Here is a 22645-nt window from a genome sequence, read left to right as displayed (position 1 = left end):
CTTTTATCAGTGACGTCCAAAAACAGGGCGCTTACGGTCAAATGTCCAGCCGGGGATCAGGTACTGCATCGGCCCGGCATCATTACGCGCGCCGCCCGGCAGTTTTTTATACGCTTCATGAGCCTTGTGGACCTGATCCCAGTCAAGCTCCACGCCCAGCCCTGGCGCATCCGGTACGGCAATGGTGCCGTTTTTAATTTCCAGGGGATTTTTCGTCAGGCGGGCCTCACCCTCCTGCCAAATCCAGTGTGTGTCGATAGCGGTTGGGTGACCCGGTGCCGCCGCGCCAACGTGGGTAAACATCGCCAGCGAAATATCGAAATGGTTATTGGAGTGACAACCCCAGGTGAGCCCCCAGTCATCACAGAGCTGCGCCACACGCACGGCGCCTGAAAGCGTCCAGAAGTGCGGGTCTGCCAGCGGAATATCGACCGCGTTCAGCATGACCGCATGGCCCATTTCGCGCCAGTTGGTGGCGATCATGTTCGTGGCGACCGGCAAGCCGGTGGCGCGTCGGAATTCCGCCATCACTTCGCGACCCGAGAAGCCTTGTTCAGCCCCAACCGGGTCTTCCGCATAGGTCAGGACATCCCCCAGCCCTTTGCACAGGGCGATCGCTTCGTCCAGCAACCATGCGCCGTTAGGGTCAACGGTGATGCGGGCATCCGGAAAACGTCTCTTAAGGGCACGCGCGGTTTCAATCTCCTGCTCGCCAGGTAATACGCCGCCTTTGAGCTTGAAGTCTTTAAAACCGTAGCGGTCCTGTGCCGCCTCGGCCAGCCGAACCACCGCGTCACTGGAGAGCGCCTCCTGGTGACGCAGGTGATACCACTCATGGTGACCCGGTGAGCGCGCCAGATAAGGCAGATCGGTTTTGTGGCGATCGCCAACGTAGAACAGATAACCCAGTACCGTCACCGCATCACGCTGTTTGCCCGGTCCCAGCAGTTCGCAGACCGGAACGTTCAGCGCCTTTCCGAGTAAATCGAGCAGCGCGGCCTCCAGCGCGGCGACCGCATTGACGCGCAGTTCAAACGTCCAGGCGCCTTTGCCGAAGGTATCAAAGTCCGCCGACTGGTTGCCTTTGTGGACACGCTGAACCACTTTATTCAGACGGGCGACCTCCTGGCCGACTACCTGTGGGATGGCATCTGACAACGTCTGGAAAATCACCTCACCGCCCGGCGCTTCTCCAACGCCGGTGTTCCCTGCGCTGTCGGTCAGCACCACGATATTGCGGGTAAACCAGGCGTTATGCGCGCCGCCAATGTTAAGCAGCATACTGTCCTGTCCGGCCACCGGGATGACCTGCATATCGGTGACGACCGGGCTCGATTGTGTTGTCATCAGCCACGCTCCCCTACAGGTTTGAGTTCAATACGTTTGATATCACCCACCAGCACCAGATAGCTCAGGACCGCCACCAGGGCGTGCACACCCACATAAATCAGCGCACCGTTGAATGAGCCCGTGGTCCCGACGATGTAGCCAATGGCAATCGGGGTGACAATACCGGAGATGTTGCCGAACATGTTGAACAGCCCACCGCTCAGGCCGCTGATCTCTTTTGGCGCGGTATCCGCCATGACCGCCCAGCCCAGGGCACCAATGCCTTTCCCGAAGAAGGCCATCGCCATAAAGCCGATGATCATCCACTCCGCGCTGACGTAGTTACAGAACACCATGGTCATCGAAAGCAACATGCCGAGCACAATTGGCGTTTTACGGGCGATGTTCAGCGAACCGGTACGACGCATCAGCCAGTCGGAAATCACCCCGCCCAGCACGCCCCCGACAAAGCCGCAGATAGCCGGTACAGAGGCGACAAAGCCCGCTTTCAGAATCGACATACCGCGCGCCTGCACCAGATATACCGGGAACCAGGTGATGAAGAAGTAGGTTAAGGCGTTGATGCAGTACTGTCCCAGGTAGATGCCGATCATCATGCGTGAACCGACAAGCTGCTTGATCTGCGCCCATTTCTGGCTGAACGGGACTTTTGCTTTTTGGGTTTTCTGATCCATGTTGATCAGCGCCCCGCCTTCCGCAATGTACTCCAGCTCTTTCTTGTTTACGCCCGGATGTTGGTTCGGCTCGTGGATCACTTTCAGCCAGATAAAGCTGATGACGATCCCCAGTCCCCCCATGAAGAAGAAGACGTGTGACCAGCCCACTTCATGCGTCAGCCAGCCCATAATCGGCGCAAAGATCACCGTCGCGAAATACTGGGCAGAGTTAAAAATCGCCACCGCCGTTCCTCGCTCCTGTGCCGGGAACCAGGCGGCCACGATGCGGCTATTACCGGGGAATGAAGGCGCTTCCGCTAACCCCACCAGAAAACGGAGGGTAAAGAGCGCAATGATAATGCCGAAGCCGCTGAAGATATCGACGAAGCCCTGCAACAGGGTAAACATCGACCAGATAAAGATGGACCAGAAGTAGACGCGCTTGGATCCAAAACGATCGAGCAGCCAGCCTCCCGGGATCTGACCGATAACATAGGCCCATGAAAATGCGGAGAAAACATACCCCATGCCAACCGGATCAAGCCCTATATCTTTCGCCATTTCAGAGCCGGCAATCGACAGCGTGGCGCGGTCACCATAGTTAAAGGACGTGACGATAAACAGCATCACCACTATCCAGTAGCGAGCATTAGTGCGCTTCTCCGCGCTGCTCGCCGCGTGGCTTAATGTACTCATTGTTGCACTCCTGAAACATAGCTTTCGCCTGGTTCACTCTGTACAGCACCGGTAGGGTAATCAGAATGAGATTGGTGTTTGTCGTTTTGGTACGGCCTGAAGCCGTTTTATTGTGACCGGGAAAGTATATGAAGGAGTGACACGTTCTCTCACCGTGCAAAAACACAACATTGAGGGGCATGAGAACGGTTGTTTGTGGCAAAAGCCTAAGAGAGTGGAAGATGGTTCACGGAATTGGCGTTTAGGGCGGACGTTATCGCCGGGTGGCGGCACCGCCTGACCCGGCCTGGAACACCCGTAGGCCCGCGCAAGCGAAGCGCCGCCGGGCAGGATGTTATTTGAGAAGTGTGGCCCAGTTCTCAACCCACGGGTTTGACTCGCTTTCGGGTTCCGGGTGTTCACCGGCGTCAATCAGCAGCATCTCGCCCACGCGCTGGGCGCTCTGTTCCTGAAGGAGTGCGTCGAACTGCTTACCGCCGCCGCAGAAATTGGCGTAAGAACTGTCGCCCAGGGCGATGATGCCGTAGTGCACGTTCGGCTGATAGCCAAGCCGGTCTTTAATGCCCTGGAACAGCGGCACGATGCTGTCCGGCAGATCGCCCTGCCCGGTCGTGGAGGTCACCACCAGAATGTATTTATCTTGATACTCTTCCCAGTCTGCCAGTTCCGGGTCTTCATAAACCGTGGCTTTATGCCCGTGGCTTGCGAGTATCGCTTCAGCCTCTTCCGCTACCAGCAGCGAGTTGCCGTACATTGTGCCGACAAAAATGCCTACTTCAGCCATGATGTGTTCCCTTAATTATTGCGCTTGCTGTTCATCCTGAACGTTGCCTGAGACAAACTCAACCCTTTCATTTTTGGGGAGTTGCCCCCGCCAGCCAAACTGTGACAGCGCCTGCATCCAGACATCATCCAGACCCGCATGGATCGTCAGCGGTTCACCGGTAAACGGGTGCGTCAGGCTCAGTTCGCTTGCGTGCAGCATCAGACGATCGCAACCAAAATGTTCGGCCGCGCTGCGGTTCTGCCGCAGATCGCCATGCTTGCTGTCGCCGATAATCGGATGTCGTAAATGCTTCAGGTGTCGGCGAAGCTGGTGTTTACGCCCGGTTTTGGGCAAAAGCTCAACCAGGCTGTAGCGGGTGGTGGGAAATTTGCTGGTTGCCACCGGCATTTCGGTGGTCGCCATACCGCGATACCCGGTCACCGCGGGCTGCGGGCCTTTGTCATCGCGGGCAAATTTATCGGCGATTTTGTCCAGCTCTTCCACCAGAGGATAGTCAAGCGTCGCGGCTTCTGTCAGCCAGCCACGCACAATCGCATGGTAGCGTTTCTGGATCTGATGCTGCTCAAACTGCTGCGCCAGCAGACGACCGGCTTCGCTGGACAATCCCATCAGCAGTACACCGGAAGTGGGTCGGTCCAGGCGATGGGCGGTAAACACATGCTGACCAATCTGGTCGCGCACGGTCTGCATCACGACCACCTTCTCGTCACGATCCAGCCAGCTGCGGTGCACCAGCCATCCCGACGGTTTGTTCACTGCCACCAGCCACTCATCCTGATAGAGGATCTCAAGCGTCATGCGTCATCACCGGCAAACAGCGCATCCAGCTTTTCCAGCTCAGCCAGTATGACAGCACGCGCCGGGTGGGTGACCTCCAGCGCCATTTCATAGTAAGGCGAGACAGCAAACGCCTGCGGCAGCGGGTGTCCCCCTTCCAGCAGCGCATGCATACGGGGAATTAACACCCACTGGAGCCACTCAAACGGCGCCAGCGTATCCAGGCAGAACGGCTGGGTGCTTGCGAACGCTTCTGGCTGCGGCGCGGTCTCCTGCCACAGCTGATGTTGGCGCAAAAGAGCTTCGATGGCGTGCAACCGGGCACGAACGCTATCGTGTTGCGTCATAGTAACCTCAACTGAAAAAAAGAACGGTGCGCAGCATAGCATTGCAGGCAGCAGAAATAAAAAAAGGGAGCACTGTAAAAACAGTGCTCCCGGTTCGTTTCGCAGCATTCCAGCTACAATTCATGCTCCCTGCTCATCCGTGACAACTTTTCCTGAAGCCCGAAGGCCTGGTCATCCGTAAACCTTTTGCATCCCGCGCACATCGTCCTGATGTGTCTGTTTCATCCTGAAACGTCCTGGCCATCCTGACCCACCGTTCTTCCTGACCGGCTCTCGTTCTCCTTCCTGGAGGTGTCCCTTACGCATCCTGCGTTATCCTTTTGCTTCATCCTGAAGCCTTCCTGCAGCGCCATCCTGACGTGTCCAGTTTGAGTAACGCCATCATCCTGATGTTCGTTTCTCGTGTCGGCATCCTGTCGACAGAGATAGAATCCGCTATTCCGCTTCGTCTTACAACCCACCCTGTGAGGGTCGTAAGCTTAAGGATCGCAGGGATGATGAGTCAGAAACAGACTAATACCTTGATAGTTATAATAATATTATTCTTAATTCCGTAAGGTAATACTGAATGTTGCGGCGATCTCTCACAAACCGTGTAAGAGATCTCTCACACGCGCTGTAGCATGAAGGATTACAGAAGCGGCTCAAGACGGGTAAGGAAATCCGCAAGAGAGGGGGCGAGCGTCTCGCGATTGCGGGTGCCGATAGTCTCTTTGATCACCTCACCGGACAAGTTGCAGACGGAGATAACATCCAGTTCACTGTCCAGAGTGCCAATAAAGAGTGTCGGAGAAAGCTTAAGGCGTTTTTGCGTGACCAGATGACCAATCAGGTTTTCCTGAACACGCTGCAGATCGTCTTCGCTCCAGGTCTGCAACAGCGTCAGCGCCACATCACCAAAGCGGGCAGGCATATCCCCTGCAAACTGCGTGGTGTAAAACGCGTGAATCGCTGGTTGTACCACAAGGTCCATTGCGCGTTCAACCGCATTTACATTTTGCTCGCCACTCCAGGGCTGCGGTTGCCAGATAACGTAGTCATCCACCGAAGAGATAATGCAGGGCGACGGCACACCATATAAATCAGCACTTTGCGGCCACGTTTCGCGCGCATCATGCCAGGCGTCGCAGTAGCGGGTCGTGAAGGTCTTAAGGGCATTTGCAGTTTCGATATCCACCGATTTCTCTCTTCTGGTAAGACAGGATAAACTCAGCCCATAAGTGTACCTGTAAAGTGACTATGAAACATGTCTTACGAAAATCATCAGGCGTTAACCGGCTTAACGCTGGGCAAATCGACCGATTACCGCGACACCTACGATGCCAGCCTGCTGCAGGGTGTTCCACGCAGCCTCAACCGCGATCCTTTAGGATTACGTGCAGACGCGCTGCCGTTTGTCGGCGGTGATATCTGGACGCTGTATGAACTCTCCTGGCTTAATGCTCGCGGTCTGCCGCAGGTGGCGGTGGGCCAGGTTGAGCTGGACCACGCCAGCCAGAACCTGGTGGAATCCAAAAGCTTTAAGCTGTACCTCAACAGTTTTAATCAGACAAAATTCACCAGTCTGGAAGAGGTCCAGCGCACGCTGGAGCGTGATTTACGCGCCTGCGCCCAGGGCGACGTGAGCGTTGCGCTGTATCGCCTGAATGAGCTGGAGGGACAGCCCATCGCCCACTTTAACGGCACCTGCATCGACGATCAGGATATCGAGGTGGATAACTACGAATTCAGCACGGAGTACCTCGAAACTGCGGCGAGCGGGAAGATCGTGGAGGAGACGCTGGTCAGCCATCTGCTGAAGTCCAACTGCCTGATTACCCACCAGCCGGACTGGGGATCCGTGCAGATCCAGTATCGCGGCCCGAAAATTGACCGGGAAAAGCTGCTGCGCTATCTGGTGTCGTTCCGTCACCACAATGAATTTCACGAGCAGTGCGTGGAGCGCATTTTTAACGATATCCAGCGCTTCTGTCAGCCAGAGACATTGAGCGTGTACGCGCGCTATACCCGTCGTGGTGGGCTGGATATTAACCCGTGGCGCACCAATACCGATTTTGTGCCTGCAACCGGTCGACTGGTACGTCAGTAATATAAATATTTTCACAATATGGGCGAGTAATGACGCGCTTTAGGTTGTGAAACGTCACACGCCAGGGCTATTGTAATCAACAGGGAATGACGATAATCGTCCCATAAGGAGCTCACTTGATTACACATATTAGCCCGCTTGGCTCAATGGATATGTTGTCGCAGCTGGAAGTGGACATGCTTAAACGCACGGCCAGCAGCGATCTTTATCAACTGTTTCGTAACTGTTCACTTGCCGTACTGAACTCCGGAAGCCTGACAGACAACAGTAAAGAACTGTTATCCCGCTTCGAAAGCTTTGATATCAACGTGCTGCGCCGCGAGCGCGGTGTGAAACTTGAAGTCATTAACCCGCCGGAAGAGGCCTTCGTCGACGGGCGGATTATTCGTTCCCTGCAGGCCAACCTGTTTGCCGTGCTGCGTGACATCCTGTTTGTTAACGGGCAGATCCACAACGCGGGCCGCTTCCAGCATCTTGACCTGGAAAGCTCGGTTCATATCACCAACCTGGTGTTTTCTATTCTGCGTAACGCCCGTGCCCTCCACGTTGGCGAAGCACCGAATATGGTCGTCTGCTGGGGCGGTCACTCGATTAACGAAACCGAATATCTCTACGCCCGTCGGGTGGGAACCCAGCTTGGTCTGCGCGAGCTGAATATCTGCACCGGCTGTGGTCCAGGCGCGATGGAAGCGCCAATGAAAGGTGCCGCCGTGGGTCATGCCCAGCAGCGATACAAAGAGGGGCGCTTTATCGGCATGACCGAGCCGTCAATCATCGCCGCTGAGCCACCTAACCCGCTGGTTAACGAACTCATTATCATGCCGGATATCGAAAAACGTCTTGAAGCGTTTGTCCGTATCGCCCACGGCATTATCATCTTCCCGGGCGGGGTAGGAACGGCGGAAGAGCTGCTCTACCTGCTGGGGATCCTGATGAACCCGGCCAACAAAGATCAGGTTCTGCCGTTAATCCTGACCGGGCCGAAAGAGAGTGCCGACTACTTCCGTGTGCTGGACGAGTTTATCGTTCATACGCTGGGTGAAGCCGCACGTCGTCACTATCGCATTATCATTGACGATGCCGCAGAAGTGGCGCGTCAGATGAAAAAGGCGATGCCGCTGGTGAAAGAGAACCGTCGTGATACCGGAGATGCTTACAGCTTTAACTGGTCAATCCGTATCGCGCCGGATCTGCAGATCCCATTCGAGCCTTCGCATGAGAATATGGCGAACCTGAAACTCTATCCGGACCAGCCGGTGGAAGTGCTGGCCGCCGACCTGCGACGCGCCTTCTCCGGCATTGTGGCGGGTAACGTGAAAGAGGTGGGGATCCGCGCCATTGAGCAGTATGGCCCGTATAAGATCCACGGTGACCCGGAGATGATGCGCCGCATGGATGACATGCTGCAGGGCTTTGTCGCCCAACACCGCATGAAGCTGCCGGGCTCAGCTTACATTCCTTGCTACGAAATCTGTACATAACGTTTCAATCGTACATCTGAGGGCCGGGTCGCGTTCTGTCGCTACCCGGCTTTTTTTCGCATCAATTCATAGCCATCGCTTATACGATTTACAAACAGGCAGCGAACGCAAACGATTACCTGGATTTTGAAACCATAAATTATCAGCTTTAAAGCAAATTACTTATCAGAAAATCCTAAAACCCACCGTCTTTACAGCGTAAGACACCTATCTTAGGGGCCACTCTTTCAGGCCACATGTTGTTAATGGTAGCCTTCGCGCCCGTAAATTCTCTTTGATGTTTTTTTAACAGAGAAATGGTCTAAATATACCCACATCATGAGTGGATTATTGCATTTGGGATCGCGATCACTGATACATTCATAAGTAGAATGTATCTTTCCGCCCGCCAATAGTTACGGGTGAAAATTATTAAAAAACCGTCACTGAACGAATTTCATATTACCGTCAGGCATTTTTTCATCGGATTTGACTACAAACCTGACAATTTGCTTCCTCCAGGAGATACAGATGGAAACCACTCAAACCAGCACCGTTGCTTCGATTGAATCCCGAAGTGGTTGGCGCAAAACGGATACCATGTGGATGCTTGGCCTTTACGGCACAGCAATCGGCGCTGGTGTACTGTTCCTTCCTATCAACGCAGGTGTCGGCGGTCTGATCCCGCTGATCATCATGGCCATCATCGCGTTCCCGATGACCTTCTTCGCACACCGCGGTCTGACCCGCTTTGTGTTGTCTGGTAAAAACCCGGGCGAAGACATTACTGAAGTGGTTGAAGAACACTTTGGTATCGGCGCAGGTAAACTGATTACCCTGCTCTACTTCTTCGCGATTTACCCGATTCTGCTGGTTTACAGCGTGGCGATCACCAACACCGTTGAAAGCTTCATGACGCACCAGCTGCAGATGACGCCGCCACCGCGTGCCATTCTGTCTCTGATCCTGATCGTCGGTATGATGACCATCGTGCGCTTCGGCGAGCAGATGATCGTGAAAGCGATGAGCGTTCTGGTGTTCCCGTTTGTTGCCGCCCTGATGGTGCTGGCCTGCTACCTGATCCCACAGTGGAACGGTGCAGCGCTGGAAACCCTGTCCCTGAGCAGCGCATCTGCGACCGGTAATGGTCTGATGATGACCCTGTGGCTGGCGATTCCGGTGATGGTCTTCTCCTTTAACCACTCCCCGATCATCTCTTCCTTCGCCGTGGCGAAACGTGAAGAGTACGGTGCAGGCGCAGAGAAGAAGTGTTCCAGCATCCTGGCACGTGCACACATCATGATGGTGCTGACTGTGATGTTCTTTGTCTTCAGCTGCGTACTGAGCCTCTCCCCGGCGGACCTGGCGGCAGCGAAAGAGCAGAACATCTCTATTCTGTCTTACCTGGCAAACCACTTTAACGCTCCGCTGATTGCCTGGATGGCGCCAATCATCGCGATTATCGCTATCACCAAATCCTTCCTGGGCCACTATCTGGGCGCACGTGAAGGCTTCAACGGTATGGTGATTAAATCTCTGCGTGGTAAAGGCAAGAGCATTGAAATCAGCAAACTGAACAAAATCACTGCGCTGTTTATGCTGCTGACCACCTGGGCCGTTGCAACGCTCAACCCAAGCATCCTGGGCATGATTGAAACCCTGGGCGGCCCGGTTATCGCAATGATTCTGTTCCTGATGCCGATGTACGCGATTCAGAAAGTCCCTGCGATGCGTAAATACAGCGGCCATATCAGCAACGTGTTCGTTGTGGTTATGGGTCTGATTGCCATCTCTGCCATTTTCTACTCACTGTTCAGCTAATACCTCCAGCGCCGTCTTCGGGCGGCGCACTTCTCCTCTCTGACTGAAAGCAATGGACGCATCATGATTAGCGTATTCGATATTTTCAAAATCGGTATTGGTCCTTCCAGCTCTCACACTGTCGGACCAATGAAAGCCGGTAAACAGTTCACGGATGACTTGATTGCACGCGGTATTTTGCACGACGTTACCCGCGTGGTTGTCGATGTATACGGTTCCCTTTCCCTCACCGGTAAAGGCCACCATACCGATATCGCCATTATCATGGGCCTGGCGGGTAACCTGCCGGATACCGTAGATATTGATGCGATCCCTGGTTTCATCCAGGACGTTAATACCCACGGTCGCCTGCTGCTGGCAAATGGCGAACACGAAGTGGAATTCCCGGTTGATCGCTGCATGAATTTCCATGCCGACAACCTGTCACTGCACGAAAACGGTATGCGTATTACCGCCCTGGCAGGTGACACCGCGGTTTACAGCCAGACGTACTACTCTATCGGCGGCGGGTTTATCGTCGACGAAGACCACTTTGGTCAAACCAATACCGCTTCTGTCGAGGTGCCGTATCCGTACAAAACGGCGGCGGATTTACAGCGTCACTGCCAGGAGACGGGCCTCTCCCTCTCTGGCCTGATGATGAAAAACGAACTGGCCCTGCACAGTAAAGCGGAGCTGGAACAGCACTTTGCTAACGTCTGGGAGGTGATGCGCGGCGGGATTGAACGCGGTATCACCACCGAAGGCGTTCTGCCCGGTAAGCTTCGCGTACCGCGCCGTGCAGCCGCCTTGCGCCGTATGCTGGTGAGCACCGACAAAACGACAACCGACCCGATGGCGGTGGTGGACTGGATCAACATGTTCGCCCTGGCGGTAAATGAAGAGAACGCCGCGGGTGGCCGCGTGGTCACCGCGCCAACCAACGGAGCCTGCGGTATTGTTCCGGCGGTGCTGGCGTACTACGACAAGTTTATCCGTGAAGTGAATGCGAACTCGCTGGCGCGCTATATGCTGGTCGCCAGTGCGATTGGGTCACTGTACAAGATGAACGCCTCCATTTCCGGCGCGGAAGTGGGCTGTCAGGGTGAAGTCGGCGTGGCCTGTTCCATGGCCGCAGCGGGTCTGGCAGAGTTGTTGGGTGCAAGCCCGGCGCAGGTATGCATTGCCGCCGAAATCGGCATGGAGCATAACCTGGGGCTGACCTGTGACCCGGTTGCCGGACAGGTTCAGGTGCCGTGTATCGAGCGTAACGCGATCGCCTCCGTCAAGGCAGTGAACGCCGCACGTATGGCGCTGCGCCGCACCAGCGAGCCACGCGTCTGCCTCGATAAGGTTATCGAAACCATGTACGAAACCGGTAAAGATATGAACGCCAAATACCGTGAAACCTCTCGCGGTGGTCTGGCAATGAAGATCGTCACCTGCGATTAAGCCGCTCAGGAAGCCTCGTTTTGCGAGGCTTCTTCCTGTTTTTCCTCACGCTATTCGTTTCATCCTGCCGACAGTGATACCCTTTAGCCATGAGAGTTAAGGGAGAATATCTGTGGCTGTTCATTTGCTTATCGTCGACGCGCTCAACCTGATTCGCCGGATCCATGCAGTGCAAGGTACGCCCTGTAAGGACACCTGTCTGCACGCGCTGGAGCAACTTATTCGCCACAGCGAACCGACGCATGTCGTGGCCGTGTTTGATGATGAGGCGCGTAATTCCGGCTGGCGACATCAGCGTTTGCCGGACTATAAAGCCGGACGCGCCCCGATGCCGGACGATTTGCATTCAGAAATGCCGATGATTCGCACGGCATTTGAACAGCGCGGCGTGCCCTGCTGGGGCGCCCAGGGCAATGAAGCCGACGATCTGGCGGCGACGCTTGCGGTCAAAGTGGCCAGCGCCGGGCATCAGGCAACCATTGTATCGACGGATAAAGGCTACTGTCAGCTGCTCTCTCCCACTATCCGCATTCGTGATTACTTCCAGAAACGCTGGCTCGACGCCCCGTTTATTGCCAGTGAATTTGGCGTCTCGCCTGAACAGCTTCCTGACTACTGGGGGCTGGCGGGGATCAGCAGTTCTAAGGTGCCGGGCGTTGCCGGTATTGGACCCAAGAGTGCCGCACAACTCCTGACGGATTTTCAGGATCTGGAAGGGATTTACGCCCGGCTCGATGAGGTCCCGGAAAAATGGCGCAAGAAGCTGGAGGCACATAAAGAGATGGCCTTTATCTGCCGGGATGTGGCGACGTTACAGACGGATTTACAGCTGGACGGGAATTTACAGCAGTTGAGGTTAGAGCGTTAAGAGTCCCCTCTCCCCGTTGGGGAGAGGGTTCGGGTGAGGGGCCTATCGCTCGTCGCGACGCCCACCCACGGCCGCCCACCAGCGACGAATATGCACCGTCACCTCTTCGCGATCGTGATACAGCTGACGCGCCTGGATCTCCACGTTAATGCCGTGTTCATCCAGTTGCTGCTGAATATAGGCCAGGTTCTGAGAGACCTCCTCATAGCGCTTTTTCATTGGCAGCTTGAGGTTAAAAATCGTCTCACGGCACCAGCCGTTCACCAGCCAGGAGGCCATCAGTGCCGCCACTTTCGCTGGTTTTTCCACCATATCGCACACCATCCAGGAGATGTTATTGCGGGTTGGACGATAGCGGAAACCGTCTTCACGCAGCCAGGTGACCTGCCCGGTGTCCATCAGGCTTTGCGCCATCGGGCCGTTATCAACAGACGACACCCACATGTTGCGTTTCACCAGCTGATAGGTCCAGCCCCCGGGGCATGCCCCGAGATCGACCGCGTACATGCCGTTGGCCAGACGCTCATCCCACTCATCCGCTGGAATAAAGACGTGAAACGCCTCCTCCAGCTTCAGGGTTGAACGGCTCGGCGCATCAGCCGGGAACTTCAGACGTGGGATCCCCATAAAGAACGGAGAGTTGTTGTTGGTGTAAGAGTAACCGGTGTAGCAGCAGCCCGGGGCAATAAAGAAGATATGCACCACCGGACGCTTTGGCGTTTCGTAATTTGTCAGCACGCCGGCATCACGCAGCGCCGCGCGCAGCGGTACGGTGAACTTACGGCAGAACTTCATCAGTTCTTTGCTTTCGTTGGTGTCGGCCACCTCAACGCGCAAATCACCGCCCTTCTCGACCACGCCCTGCAGCATGCCCACAATCGGGGTGATGCGATCTTCTGGCGGAAGATCTTTCAACAACTCACCCGCGACAAACATCTGGCGCGCAAAGATCAGTGAGCTGAACGGCAGCTCGCGTGCCAGCTTATCCGCATCGTCAGGCTGGTAGCATTCGAACACCACATAGCCCGCATTATCCTTAACGCGCGCAAAACCGAAGACTTCTCGCTTCGCCGCTTTATCCGTAATTTCCGCGGCGCACTCTTTCTCAAACCCCGGGCGACAATATAAAACAACCTTATTCATGAACAACGCCCTTGCGTTTCAGACGGATAGCTCCGATAAACATTAATACCCACCCTGCCAGGAAGCTGACGCCGCCGACAGGTGTAACAAACGCCCACAGGCGCAAATGCGAGAGTGCAAGGCAGTAAAGGCTGCCGCTGAACAGCACCGTGCCCAGCGCCAGGAATACACTGCTCCAGTAAAACCAGATGCTGATCCGGCGCTGCATCGCCACCGCCAGCCCAAAAATAGCCAGGGTATGGAACGCCTGATATTCAAGGCCGGTCTGGATCCAGCCCATCTCAACGACGCCCAAAGACTTGCTTAAGACATGTGCGCCAAAGGCGCCCAGTGCAACAAAAATAAAGCCACTCACCGCGGCAAAAATCAGCATGAATCGGCTGGTCATGTTTCAGTCCTAAAGTAATGCGTGCCCGGCACACAAAAGTTATTGTTCATACCTGAAGCGGAATTTTTCTTGCTCGCTCGCCGCTTTCGCCAGTATCCACTGCCGGAAAGCGGCTATTTTACCCAGTTCTGCCTGACTGTCATGACAAACCAGATAAAACGCATTCTTGCTGACCAGTACATCATTAAAAGGGCAAACCAGACGGCCAGCCTCAATTTCGGACTGCGCCATGACGTTGTTCGCCAGCGCCACGCCCTGTCCGTGAATGGCAGCCTGTAGCACCATCGCACTGTGGCTAAAAATGGGCCCCTGCTGCACGTTTATATGATTAAGACCTAATTGACGGGTATAAGTTTGCCAGTCGCGGCGAGAAGCATCGTGTAATAGCGTATGTTGTGCCAGATCGGCGGGCGACTTTAACGCTTTATCACCTGTTAAAAGCAGCGGCGAACAGACCGGTAGCAGATATTCTGCGTATAATTTCTCGACACGCAAGCCTGGCCAGTTACCGCGACCATAAAAAATGGCGACATCCACATCGTCCGCCAGTTTGTCTTCCTGACGATCCACGGCCTGGATTCGAACGTCAATTCCCGGATAAGCTGAGTTAAAGCTTGAGAGTCTGGGTACCAGCCATTGAATGGCAAAACTGGGCAATAAACTTACCGTTAGTGCGCCTTTTGCACTCCTCGCCTGCAGCTTACGCGTGGCTTCCGTGAGCTGGGAAAAAATCTCTTTAATATCCTGAAAATAGCTCTGCCCCTCTTCCGTCAACAACAGTGAACGGTTGCGCCGGCGGAACAGCTTGAGGCCCAGAAAATCCTCCAGGGACTTGATTTGGTGACTTACTGCGGCCTGTGTCACAAAAAGCTCATCTGCTGCACGGGTGAAGCTCAGGTGACGTGCTGCTGCATCAAAAACGCGTAATGCATTAAGGGGTGGCAATCGCTTGGACATGGTTATCTGGCTTAGATGTTAACGAGATTTAACAAATAGGAAACAACGTTTAACCTATTAGTTTTTTTTATCTGAGCCATTATAATTTGTCCGTTGAGGAACTACCAGCAAATACCTATAGTGGCGGCACTTCCTGAGCCGGAACGAGAAGCTTTTTTTGGAATGCGTGTTCTGAAGGGCTTTTGGCTTACGGTTGTGATGTTGTGTTGTTGTGTTTGCAATTGGTCTGCGATTCAGACCACGGTAGCAACGCTACCAATTTTTCACTTCCTGTACATTTACCCTGTCTGTCCATAGTGATTAATGTAGCACCGCCAATTTGCGGTGCTTTTTTTTGCTTATCGATCTGTTAATGCTCGATCTCTTTCATCTCTTTCACGTCCGTGCGGTTGATCTGCTGCTTGTTCCCGTTAGCATCTTTATATGAAATCATCCCGGTATCGTTATCGGTTGTCGGTTTCCCTTCCGAAACAATGGAACGACCATCGTTAGTGTGCATGACGTAGTTGTTACCAGAACAGGCGCTCAGGGCAAAAGTAAACGCACAGGCAGAAATGATTGCAGCTGTCTTATTCATGATTCTTCTCCTTTAGCAATTAATGCTATTCAAACCTCGATTTATAACAGGCTAAAACATCCGCCTAACACTATTTAGCATAACCTGCTTTTTCAGGGGCATAGTGATAAGCAGACTATTCCGATAGAGATCATCCGCCTTGCCGTGGCGCGGAAATTGCGCGACGATCTCTGTAATGAGATGAGGAATTCCATGAACGCTTTCAGTCCTGCGCAGTTTCGCGCACAGTTTCCGGCGCTGGCCGATGCCGGTATTTATCTTGATAGCGCTGCCACCGCCTTAAAGCCACAGGCGGTGATTGAGGCAACGCAGCAGTTCTATAGCCTGAGCGCAGGCAATGTGCATCGTAGCCAGTTTGCCGAGGCCCGGCGCTTAACCGCTCGCTATGAAGCCGCACGCGATCAGGTTGCACGCCTGATCAATGCCGACAGCGGAAAAAACATCGTCTGGACACGAGGCACCACTGAAGCCATTAACATGGTGGCCCAGTGCTATGCCCGCCCCCTGCTCCAGCCAGGAGACGAAATCATCGTCAGTGAGGCGGAACATCACGCCAACCTGGTACCCTGGCTGATGGTGGCAGAACAAACCGGGGCACGGGTGGTGAAACTCCCGCTGGGGGCAGATTATCTGCCGGACGTGGCACGTTTACCGGAGCTGATTACACCGCGCAGCCGCATTCTGGCGCTTGGACAGATGTCGAACGTCACCGGTGGCTGCCCGGATTTGGCACAGGCTATCCGCATCGCGCATGCCAGCGGCATGGTGGTGATGATCGACGGTGCGCAGGGTGTGGTCCATTTCCCGGCCGATGTACAAAAACTGGATATCGATTTTTATGCCTTCTCAGGACATAAGCTTTACGGACCAACCGGTATTGGGGCGTTGTACGGTAAGCCTGAGTTGCTGGCGCAAATGACGCCGTGGCTCGGTGGCGGCAAGATGATCACAGAAGTCTCTTTCGAGGGCTTTAAAACGCAGGACGTTCCTTACCGTCTGGAAGCAGGAACGCCGAACGTGGCGGGCGTCATTGGCCTGAGCGCCGCCCTCGAATGGCTCGCTGAAACGGACATTGTCCAGGCTGAAAGCTGGAGCCGGGGTCTGGCGACGCTGGCTGAAGAAGAGCTTAAAAAACGTCCTGGCTTTCGTTCGTTCCGCGTGCAGGACTCTAGCCTGTTAGCTTTTGATTTTGCAGGCGTACACCATAGCGACATGGTGACGCTGTTGGCCGGATATGGCATTGCCCTGCGTGCCGGACAGCATTGCGCCCAGCCGCTGCTGGCGGCACTTGGCGTGAGTGGTACACTGCGCGCCTCGTTTGCGCCTTACAATACCCAAAGCGATGTCGACGCACTGATTTCCGCGGTTGACCGCGCCCTTGAACTCCTGGTGGATTAATGACTAGCTCTGCTTTAGCCGGACACCCGTTTGGCACAGTGATCACAGAAGAAACGTTAAAACAGACCTTTGCGCCGCTCACGCAATGGGAAGATAAATATCGTCAACTGATCCTGCTGGGTAAGCAGCTTCCGGCCCTTTCTGACGATCTTAAAGCACAGGCAAAGGAGATCGCGGGGTGCGAAAACCGCGTCTGGCTTGGGTTCAGCGTATCCGGAGAGAAACTGCATTTCTTTGGCGACAGCGAAGGACGCATCGTTCGCGGGCTGCTGGCGGTGCTGTTAACCGCCGTCGAGGGTAAAAGCGCGGCGACGCTACTGGCGCACTCGCCGCTGGCTCTGTTCGATGAACTGGGTTTGCGCGCGCAGCTGAGCGCCTCGCGCGGCCAGGGCCTGGTCGCCCTTAGTGAAGCGGTACAGGACGCCGCCCGTCAGGCTCAGGCCTGACGTTCCGCCTTCGCCATCATCTTCTTCAGGGCGTGAGATACCGCCACAAAGCCAAAGGAGGCGGTCACCATGGTGGCCGCACCAAATCCTGAGGCGCAATCCATCCTTTTAGGCCCTTCCGCCGTGCTTTTCATGGCACAGACCGAGCCGTCAGCCTGCGGATAAACCAGCGCTTCAGTCGAGAAAACGCAGTCGACGCCCAGCTTACCTTTGCTGTTTTTCACCACGTTGAAGTCGCTTTTCAGCCGTTCACGCAGTTTGGCCGCCAACGGATCCTGAATGGTTTTCGCCAGATCGGCCACCTGGATCTGCGTGGGATCAATTTGTCCGCCCGCGCCACCGGTGGTCACCAGTGGCACCTTGTAACGACGACAGTACGCAATAAGCGCCGCTTTTGGACGCACGCTATCAATCGCGTCAATCACGTAGCTGTAGCCTCTGCTCATGTAGTCAGCGACATTATCTGCCGTCACAAAATCATCAATCACCGTGACCCGACATTCCGGGTTGATCAGGCGGATACGCTCTGCCATGACCTCAGATTTTGCCAGGCCGACGTTGTCACGCAGGGCATGGATTTGACGGTTGGTGTTGGTGACGCACACGTCATCCATATCAATCAGCGTGATTGCGCCAATACCGGTTCTCGCCAGCGCTTCTGCCGCCCACGAGCCCACACCACCAATGCCCACGACGCAGACATGCGCATCCGCAAACAGCTGCAGGGCTTTTTCACCATAGAGACGTGCCGTACCGCCAAAACGCTGGCGCCACGCGTCGCTGATTACCACAGACATAAAACCTCAGATGTAAAAAGGGTGAGGTTTTTCCTCACCCTGAACAGTAATCCGTATTCCGCTCAGAATACCACAATCAGCCGCTGAATACGTTTCCGGCGCCAGGCGCTGTCTTCAGCACCCATACGCGGCCATAGTGGTTATACCAGCCTGCACGGTGGCCGGCGTCCGGGCCAATCCCCTGATAAATATCAAAGTGCTGGCCTTTGATTGCCCCACCGACATCCAGCGCCACCATCAGACGTAACTCGTACTGACCGTTAAATTTACCGTTATTGTCCAGCAGCGGCACTTCTGCCAGCAGCGTGGTACCCGCAGGAATGATGGAACGATCCGATGCCACCGACGCACGGCCAATCAGCGGCACGGCGCTCGCCCCTTTCACCGGCGCAAAGTTTTGCGGTTTAAAGAAGACGAATGACGGGTTCTGCTCCAGCAGCTCACGCACCTCGGCTTCACTGTGTTTTTCGCCCCACTCGCGGATCGCCTGCATCGACATATCTTCTTTTTTCACTTCGCCCCGGTCGATCAGCACTTTACCAATGCTGCGGTAGGCATGGCCGTTTTTGCCGGCGTAGCTAAAGAAGTTCAGCGGAGAACCGTCACCAAAATCGATGTAGCCACTGCCCTGAACATCCATGATGAAGTTGTCCATCAGGGAGTTGCTGTAAGCCAGGACGTAGTTTTCGCTAAGCGCACCGGCGTAGATCTCCGCGCGGGACGGCAGGCGGCCACGTTTTGGCGGCATACGATAAATGGGATACTGGAATTCGCCCTGACGCGTATGGCGCGCCTGGATAACCGGAGTGTAATAGCCGGTAAACTGCACGTTGCCGTAGTTGTCCGCCCCTTCCATCTGCCAGGCGTCGATACCAAACTGGCGCATGTTGCGCGTATCACCGCCCGCACGCAGCCAGTCCTGCACGGCGTTATAAACGCTACTCTGTGAGCCATACAGGCGCGGCGACGCATTGCGGATCTGGTAAACCTGCTCGGAGAAATCACCGGCGTTGATCGGTGCGCCGACAGCATCCGGCTGGTTAACTAAAGAGAAAGGCTGGGATAATTTCCCGTCTTTATACTGTTGACCGCGATCGGTCGGTTTAGAAGAACAGGCGGCAAGAATCGCTACCATTGCGCCCGTGATCAGATACTTTGCCCAACGTCCTTTCATTATATCTCGTCTTTAAGTTGCCCATTTCCGCGTGATGAAGATAACAAACCCACTGTTCTAAAGAAACGGAATCACATGCCCTTTGGCAAATTCTGAGCAAAAAATAGTCCAAAGGTTTCGATGCCGTTCAATTTACATACAAAATTAATGAATTATGTGAAAAAGGGGTTGCATCACAAACCTAACCGAGTATAGTGCGCATCCACGGACGCGGGGTGGAGCAGCCTGGTAGCTCGTCGGGCTCATAACCCGAAGGTCGTCGGTTCAAATCCGGCCCCCGCAACCAATTAAAATTTGATGAAGTATCTTCTACGAGAGTAGAAAGACGGACGCGGGGTGGAGCAGCCTGGTAGCTCGTCGGGCTCATAACCCGAAGGTCGTCGGTTCAAATCCGGCCCCCGCAACCAATCAAATTTGAAGAAGTAAGTTTCTACACAAGTAGAAAGACGGACGCGGGGTGGAGCAGCCTGGTAGCTCGTCGGGCTCATAACCCGAAGGTCGTCGGTTCAAATCCGGCCCCCGCAACCAATACTTCTAAAAACAATCAACACCCTTAAGGGTGTTTTTTTGTATCTGTCGTTTGTGAATTTGCCGGGCGTTAACCCGGCGGGCAGCATTATCCACGTCTTGCCAGCGTCGCCCCGTCAGAGAAATACGCCCTGATCCCTGCCAGAATCGACTCCGCCACTTCCTGCTGGAATTTAGCCGTCTTGAGCTTCCGCTCCTCTTCCACGTTACTGATAAACGCCGTTTCGACCAGGATAGATGGGATATCTGGCGCTTTCAGTACCGCAAACCCGGCCTGCTCAACGCTGTTTTTGTGCAGCTTGTTGATATTGCCAAGCTTACCCAGCACCGCTTTACCAAACTTCAGGCTGTCGGTAATGGTCAGCGATTGCACCATATCGAACATGGTGTGATCCACATAGCGGTCGCCGCTTTTGCTCACACCACCGATGAGATCCGAGGCGTTCTGCGTGTCCGCGAGGTAACGCGCCGCGGTACTGGTCGCCCCTTTGGTTGAGAGGGCAAATACTGACGATCCACTTGGCTGACGGCTGGTAAACGCATCAGCGTGGATAGAGACAAAGAGATCCGCACGCTGCTTCTGGGCTTTTGCCACACGCACTTTCAGCGGAATAAAGACATCTTCATTGCGCGTCATATAGGCGCGCATGTTGCCCTCTTTATCGATTAACGCTTTAAGACGGCGGGCAATCTGCAACACCACATCTTTTTCCCGCGTCCGGTATTTGCCTATCGCGCCTGAGTCTTCGCCTCCATGGCCAGGATCGAGCATGATCACAATCGGGCGATCGCGCCCTGCTTTCCCGGGCTGCGGGCCACTTTGCGCAGGTGGAACCTGTTTCTCAAGATTGCCCTGGTTGTAGTCTTCCAGTAATGCCAGAAGGGGATCCTGAATGTCCGTTGCATTTGCCGGATAGAGATCCATCACCAGACGTTCTTTGAACGTCGCAACAGGCGCAAGGGCAAACAGCTGCGGTTTCACATTCTGCTTCAGTTCAAACACCATGCGCACGGTTTGCGGATCAAACTGCCCTACGCGCGCCGATTTGATAAACGGATCATCGCCTCGGATCTGCGCCGCCATCCCCTTCAGAACGGAGTTCAGGTTAACACCTTCGAGATCCACCACCACACGCTCAGGGTTGCTGAGGGCAAACTGCTTATATTTCAGCACCCGATTGGATTCCACCGTGACGCGCGTATAGGTTGACGACGGCCAGACGCGCACCGCCACCACCTGACTTGTGGCGGCAAGACCCACCTGGCTGACGCTGAGCAGCCACATCGCCCCGGCCCCTTTTAACAAACGGCGGCGGCTTATTGCTGAATTGGATCCCGACATGCTTCTCCCGAGCAAGAAATCTGATTGACAGACAAAACATCAAAATTGACCGAAAACTTTAACGAATGACGCATAAACTGTCATCTATAAAAGGGTAAACAATCATACGTTAACGCACGGATTACTTATTAATTTCTGTGGGTCGCAGAAAATTTAGGCTTGCACATGCGACCACAATCGAATAAAAATACAGAAATTACGAATAAACATTCATTAAGGGTTGTGCCATGGTGAAGGAACGTAGAACCGAACTGGTCCAGGGATTCCGCCATTCTGTTCCCTATATCAACGCCCATCGGGGAAAAACGTTTGTCATCATGCTCGGCGGCGAAGCCATTGAGCATGAAAACTTTTCCAGCATCGTCAATGACATCGGCCTGCTGCACAGCCTCGGCATCCGCCTGGTGGTGGTGTATGGCGCGCGTCCACAAATCGATGCGAACCTGGCCGCGCACCATCACGAGCCGATTTATCACAAGCATACCCGCGTTACGGATGCCAAAACCCTGGAGCTGGTGAAACAGGCCGCGGGTCTGCTGCAGCTGGATATCACCGCGCGCCTGTCCATGAGCCTGAACAACACGCCGCTGCAGGGGGCGCATATCAACGTCGTCAGCGGTAACTTCATCATTGCTCAGCCTCTGGGCGTGGACGACGGTGTGGACTATTGCCACAGCGGACGTATTCGTCGTATTGATGAGGAAGCCATTCACCGTCAACTGGATAGCGGCGCCATCGTACTGATGGGGCCGGTGGCCGTTTCCGTCACCGGCGAGAGCTTTAACCTCACGTCTGAAGAGATTGCCACCCAGCTGGCGATCAAACTGAAAGCAGAAAAAATGATTGGGTTTTGCTCTTCCCAGGGCGTCGTCAACGATGAGGGCGTGATTGTGCCAGAACTCTTCCCTAATGAGGCTCAGGCCCGCGTCGAAGCGCTGGAAGCCGAAGGGGATTATCATTCTGGTACCGTCCGTTTTCTGCGCGGTGCGGTGAAAGCCTGCCGCAGCGGCGTGCGTCGTAGCCACCTGATCAGCTATCAGGAAGACGGTGCCCTGCTGCAGGAGCTATTCTCCCGCGACGGTATCGGCACCCAGATCGTAATGGAGAGTGCGGAGCAAATCCGCCGCGCCACCATTAACGATATTGGCGGCATTCTGGAGTTAATTCGCCCGCTGGAGCAGCAAGGGATCCTGGTGCGCCGTTCCCGCGAACAGCTGGAAATGGAGATCGACAAATTCACGATTATCCAGCGCGATAACCTGACAATCGCCTGCGCCGCGCTCTATCCGTTCCCGGAAGAGAAGATCGGCGAAATGGCCTGCGTCGCCGTCCATCCAGACTACCGCAGCTCTTCACGCGGCGAGATGCTGCTTGAGCGCGTGGCGGCCCAGGCGCGCCAGATGGGCCTGAGCAAGCTGTTCGTCCTGACCACGCGCAGCATTCACTGGTTCCAGGAGCGCGGTTTTACGCCTGTAGATATTGATTTGCTGCCTGAAAGTAAAAAAGAGATGTACAACTATCAACGCCGCTCGAAGGTGCTGATGGCCGACCTGGGATAATTCAACCTTCGCCGGGTGGCGCTGCGCTCACCCGGCTTACATTTCTGACGTCCT

21 protein-coding genes and 3 tRNA genes are annotated in these 22645 nt (G+C 54.8%); 11 read left to right on the top strand and 13 right to left on the bottom strand.

Annotated elements, in window-relative coordinates; all coding sequences use genetic code 11:
- Nucleotides 1–6: 6 nt before the first annotated feature.
- The 6 genes from ACTJJI_RS17910 to syd form a co-directional block, all read right to left on the bottom strand.
- Nucleotides 7–1347 carry an enolase C-terminal domain-like protein gene (locus tag ACTJJI_RS17910; RefSeq protein ID WP_063426812.1) on the bottom strand — a complete coding sequence of 447 codons (1341 nt, stop codon included), beginning with the start codon at nt 1345–1347 and terminating at the stop codon, nt 7–9.
- Nucleotides 1347–2702, bottom strand: a complete 1356-nt coding sequence (gudP, locus tag ACTJJI_RS17905; protein WP_014833099.1) for a galactarate/glucarate/glycerate transporter GudP — start codon at nt 2700–2702, stop codon at nt 1347–1349. The genes ACTJJI_RS17910 and gudP overlap by 1 nt, the downstream gene beginning before the upstream one ends.
- Before the next feature lie 334 nt (nt 2703–3036).
- The gene (locus tag ACTJJI_RS17900; RefSeq protein WP_440655042.1) at nt 3037–3486 is read right to left on the bottom strand and encodes a flavodoxin; all 450 of its coding nucleotides are present in this window, start codon (nt 3484–3486) and stop codon (nt 3037–3039) included.
- 15 nt (nt 3487–3501) lie between these two features.
- Nucleotides 3502–4287 carry a tRNA pseudouridine(65) synthase TruC gene (truC, locus tag ACTJJI_RS17895; protein ID WP_047361410.1) on the bottom strand — a complete coding sequence of 262 codons (786 nt, stop codon included), beginning with the start codon at nt 4285–4287 and terminating at the stop codon, nt 3502–3504.
- Nucleotides 4284–4613, bottom strand: coding sequence for a YqcC family protein (locus tag ACTJJI_RS17890; RefSeq protein ID WP_046889057.1), 330 nt, complete (start codon nt 4611–4613; stop codon nt 4284–4286). Before ACTJJI_RS17890 ends, truC begins: the two co-directional genes overlap by 4 nt.
- A 631-nt stretch (nt 4614–5244) precedes the next feature.
- Complete coding sequence (gene syd, locus ACTJJI_RS17885) at nt 5245–5790, bottom strand: SecY-interacting protein (protein WP_014833102.1); 546 nt, start codon at nt 5788–5790, stop codon at nt 5245–5247.
- A gap of 69 nt (nt 5791–5859) precedes the next feature.
- On the opposite strand from syd, the gene queF reads away from it, so the two are divergent.
- The 5 genes from queF (at nt 5860) to xni (ending at nt 12282) form a co-directional block, all read left to right on the top strand.
- Entirely contained in the window at nt 5860–6702 is an 843-nt protein-coding gene (queF, locus tag ACTJJI_RS17880; RefSeq protein ID WP_047361409.1) for an NADPH-dependent 7-cyano-7-deazaguanine reductase QueF, read from the top strand.
- A gap of 116 nt (nt 6703–6818) precedes the next feature.
- Nucleotides 6819–8183, top strand: coding sequence for a nucleotide 5'-monophosphate nucleosidase PpnN (gene ppnN / locus ACTJJI_RS17875; RefSeq protein ID WP_008499641.1), 1365 nt, complete (start codon nt 6819–6821; stop codon nt 8181–8183).
- Between the two features lie 510 nt (nt 8184–8693).
- The gene (locus ACTJJI_RS17870; RefSeq protein ID WP_014833104.1) at nt 8694–9983 is read left to right on the top strand and encodes an HAAAP family serine/threonine permease; all 1290 of its coding nucleotides are present in this window, start codon (nt 8694–8696) and stop codon (nt 9981–9983) included.
- Nucleotides 9984–10046: 63 nt separating this feature from the next.
- Complete coding sequence (gene sdaB / locus ACTJJI_RS17865) at nt 10047–11414, top strand: L-serine ammonia-lyase II (RefSeq protein ID WP_014833105.1); 1368 nt, start codon at nt 10047–10049, stop codon at nt 11412–11414.
- A 112-nt stretch (nt 11415–11526) separates the two neighbouring features.
- A complete protein-coding gene (gene xni / locus ACTJJI_RS17860; protein ID WP_014833106.1) occupies nt 11527–12282 on the top strand; it encodes a flap endonuclease Xni in 756 nt (251 codons plus the stop codon).
- A gap of 42 nt (nt 12283–12324) precedes the next feature.
- Here xni and rlmM read toward each other — a convergent pair whose 3' ends face one another.
- The 4 genes from rlmM to ACTJJI_RS17840 all read right to left on the bottom strand — a co-directional run bounded on the left by rlmM (nt 12325) and on the right by ACTJJI_RS17840 (nt 15347).
- On the bottom strand, nt 12325–13425 hold the full coding sequence (gene rlmM / locus ACTJJI_RS17855) for a 23S rRNA (cytidine(2498)-2'-O)-methyltransferase RlmM (RefSeq protein ID WP_047361407.1): 1101 nt from the start codon (nt 13423–13425) through the stop codon (nt 12325–12327).
- Nucleotides 13418–13813, bottom strand: coding sequence for a DUF423 domain-containing protein (locus ACTJJI_RS17850; RefSeq protein ID WP_003862756.1), 396 nt, complete (start codon nt 13811–13813; stop codon nt 13418–13420). The genes rlmM and ACTJJI_RS17850 overlap by 8 nt, the downstream gene beginning before the upstream one ends.
- Before the next feature lie 39 nt (nt 13814–13852).
- Nucleotides 13853–14770, bottom strand: coding sequence for a glycine cleavage system transcriptional regulator GcvA (gene gcvA / locus ACTJJI_RS17845; protein WP_014833108.1), 918 nt, complete (start codon nt 14768–14770; stop codon nt 13853–13855).
- Between the two features lie 349 nt (nt 14771–15119).
- Nucleotides 15120–15347 (bottom strand): YgdI/YgdR family lipoprotein, encoded by a 228-nt coding sequence (locus ACTJJI_RS17840; RefSeq protein ID WP_008499648.1) that lies wholly within the window; start codon nt 15345–15347, stop codon nt 15120–15122.
- A gap of 192 nt (nt 15348–15539) precedes the next feature.
- Between ACTJJI_RS17840 and csdA the strand changes: the two genes are divergently transcribed.
- Both csdA and csdE read left to right on the top strand, forming a co-directional pair.
- On the top strand, nt 15540–16745 hold the full coding sequence (csdA, locus tag ACTJJI_RS17835) for a cysteine desulfurase CsdA (protein ID WP_196372753.1): 1206 nt from the start codon (nt 15540–15542) through the stop codon (nt 16743–16745).
- On the top strand, nt 16745–17191 hold the full coding sequence (gene csdE / locus ACTJJI_RS17830) for a cysteine desulfurase sulfur acceptor subunit CsdE (RefSeq protein WP_232943083.1): 447 nt from the start codon (nt 16745–16747) through the stop codon (nt 17189–17191). Before csdA ends, csdE begins: the two co-directional genes overlap by 1 nt.
- On the opposite strand, the gene tcdA is transcribed toward csdE, so the two are convergent.
- Both tcdA and mltA read right to left on the bottom strand, forming a co-directional pair.
- Nucleotides 17182–17988, bottom strand: coding sequence for a tRNA cyclic N6-threonylcarbamoyladenosine(37) synthase TcdA (gene tcdA / locus ACTJJI_RS17825; RefSeq protein ID WP_046889018.1), 807 nt, complete (start codon nt 17986–17988; stop codon nt 17182–17184). The two genes, csdE and tcdA, sit on opposite strands and share 10 nt — an antisense overlap.
- Nucleotides 17989–18064: 76 nt before the next feature.
- The gene (mltA, locus tag ACTJJI_RS17820; protein ID WP_014833112.1) at nt 18065–19162 is read right to left on the bottom strand and encodes a murein transglycosylase A; all 1098 of its coding nucleotides are present in this window, start codon (nt 19160–19162) and stop codon (nt 18065–18067) included.
- Between the two features lie 209 nt (nt 19163–19371).
- On the opposite strand from mltA, the gene ACTJJI_RS17815 reads away from it, so the two are divergent.
- The 3 genes from ACTJJI_RS17815 to ACTJJI_RS17805 all read left to right on the top strand — a co-directional run bounded on the left by ACTJJI_RS17815 (nt 19372) and on the right by ACTJJI_RS17805 (nt 19690).
- Nucleotides 19372–19448, top strand: a tRNA-Met gene (locus ACTJJI_RS17815).
- A 44-nt stretch (nt 19449–19492) separates the two neighbouring features.
- Nucleotides 19493–19569, top strand: a tRNA-Met gene (locus ACTJJI_RS17810).
- Nucleotides 19570–19613: 44 nt separating this feature from the next.
- Nucleotides 19614–19690 (top strand) — tRNA-Met (locus tag ACTJJI_RS17805).
- A gap of 88 nt (nt 19691–19778) precedes the next feature.
- Here ACTJJI_RS17805 and amiC read toward each other — a convergent pair.
- Nucleotides 19779–21032, bottom strand: coding sequence for an N-acetylmuramoyl-L-alanine amidase AmiC (amiC, locus tag ACTJJI_RS17800; protein WP_014833113.1), 1254 nt, complete (start codon nt 21030–21032; stop codon nt 19779–19781).
- Between the two features lie 227 nt (nt 21033–21259).
- On the opposite strand from amiC, the gene argA reads away from it, so the two are divergent.
- Complete coding sequence (gene argA / locus ACTJJI_RS17795) at nt 21260–22591, top strand: amino-acid N-acetyltransferase (RefSeq protein WP_014833114.1); 1332 nt, start codon at nt 21260–21262, stop codon at nt 22589–22591.
- Nucleotides 22592–22645 lie beyond the last annotated feature (54 nt).

The sequence above is a fragment of the Enterobacter sp. 22466 genome (assembly GCF_052044775.1).
Taxonomy (GTDB): Bacteria; Pseudomonadota; Gammaproteobacteria; order Enterobacterales; family Enterobacteriaceae; genus Enterobacter; species Enterobacter dissolvens.
This window is presented reverse-complemented; position numbering and strand designations above follow the sequence as displayed.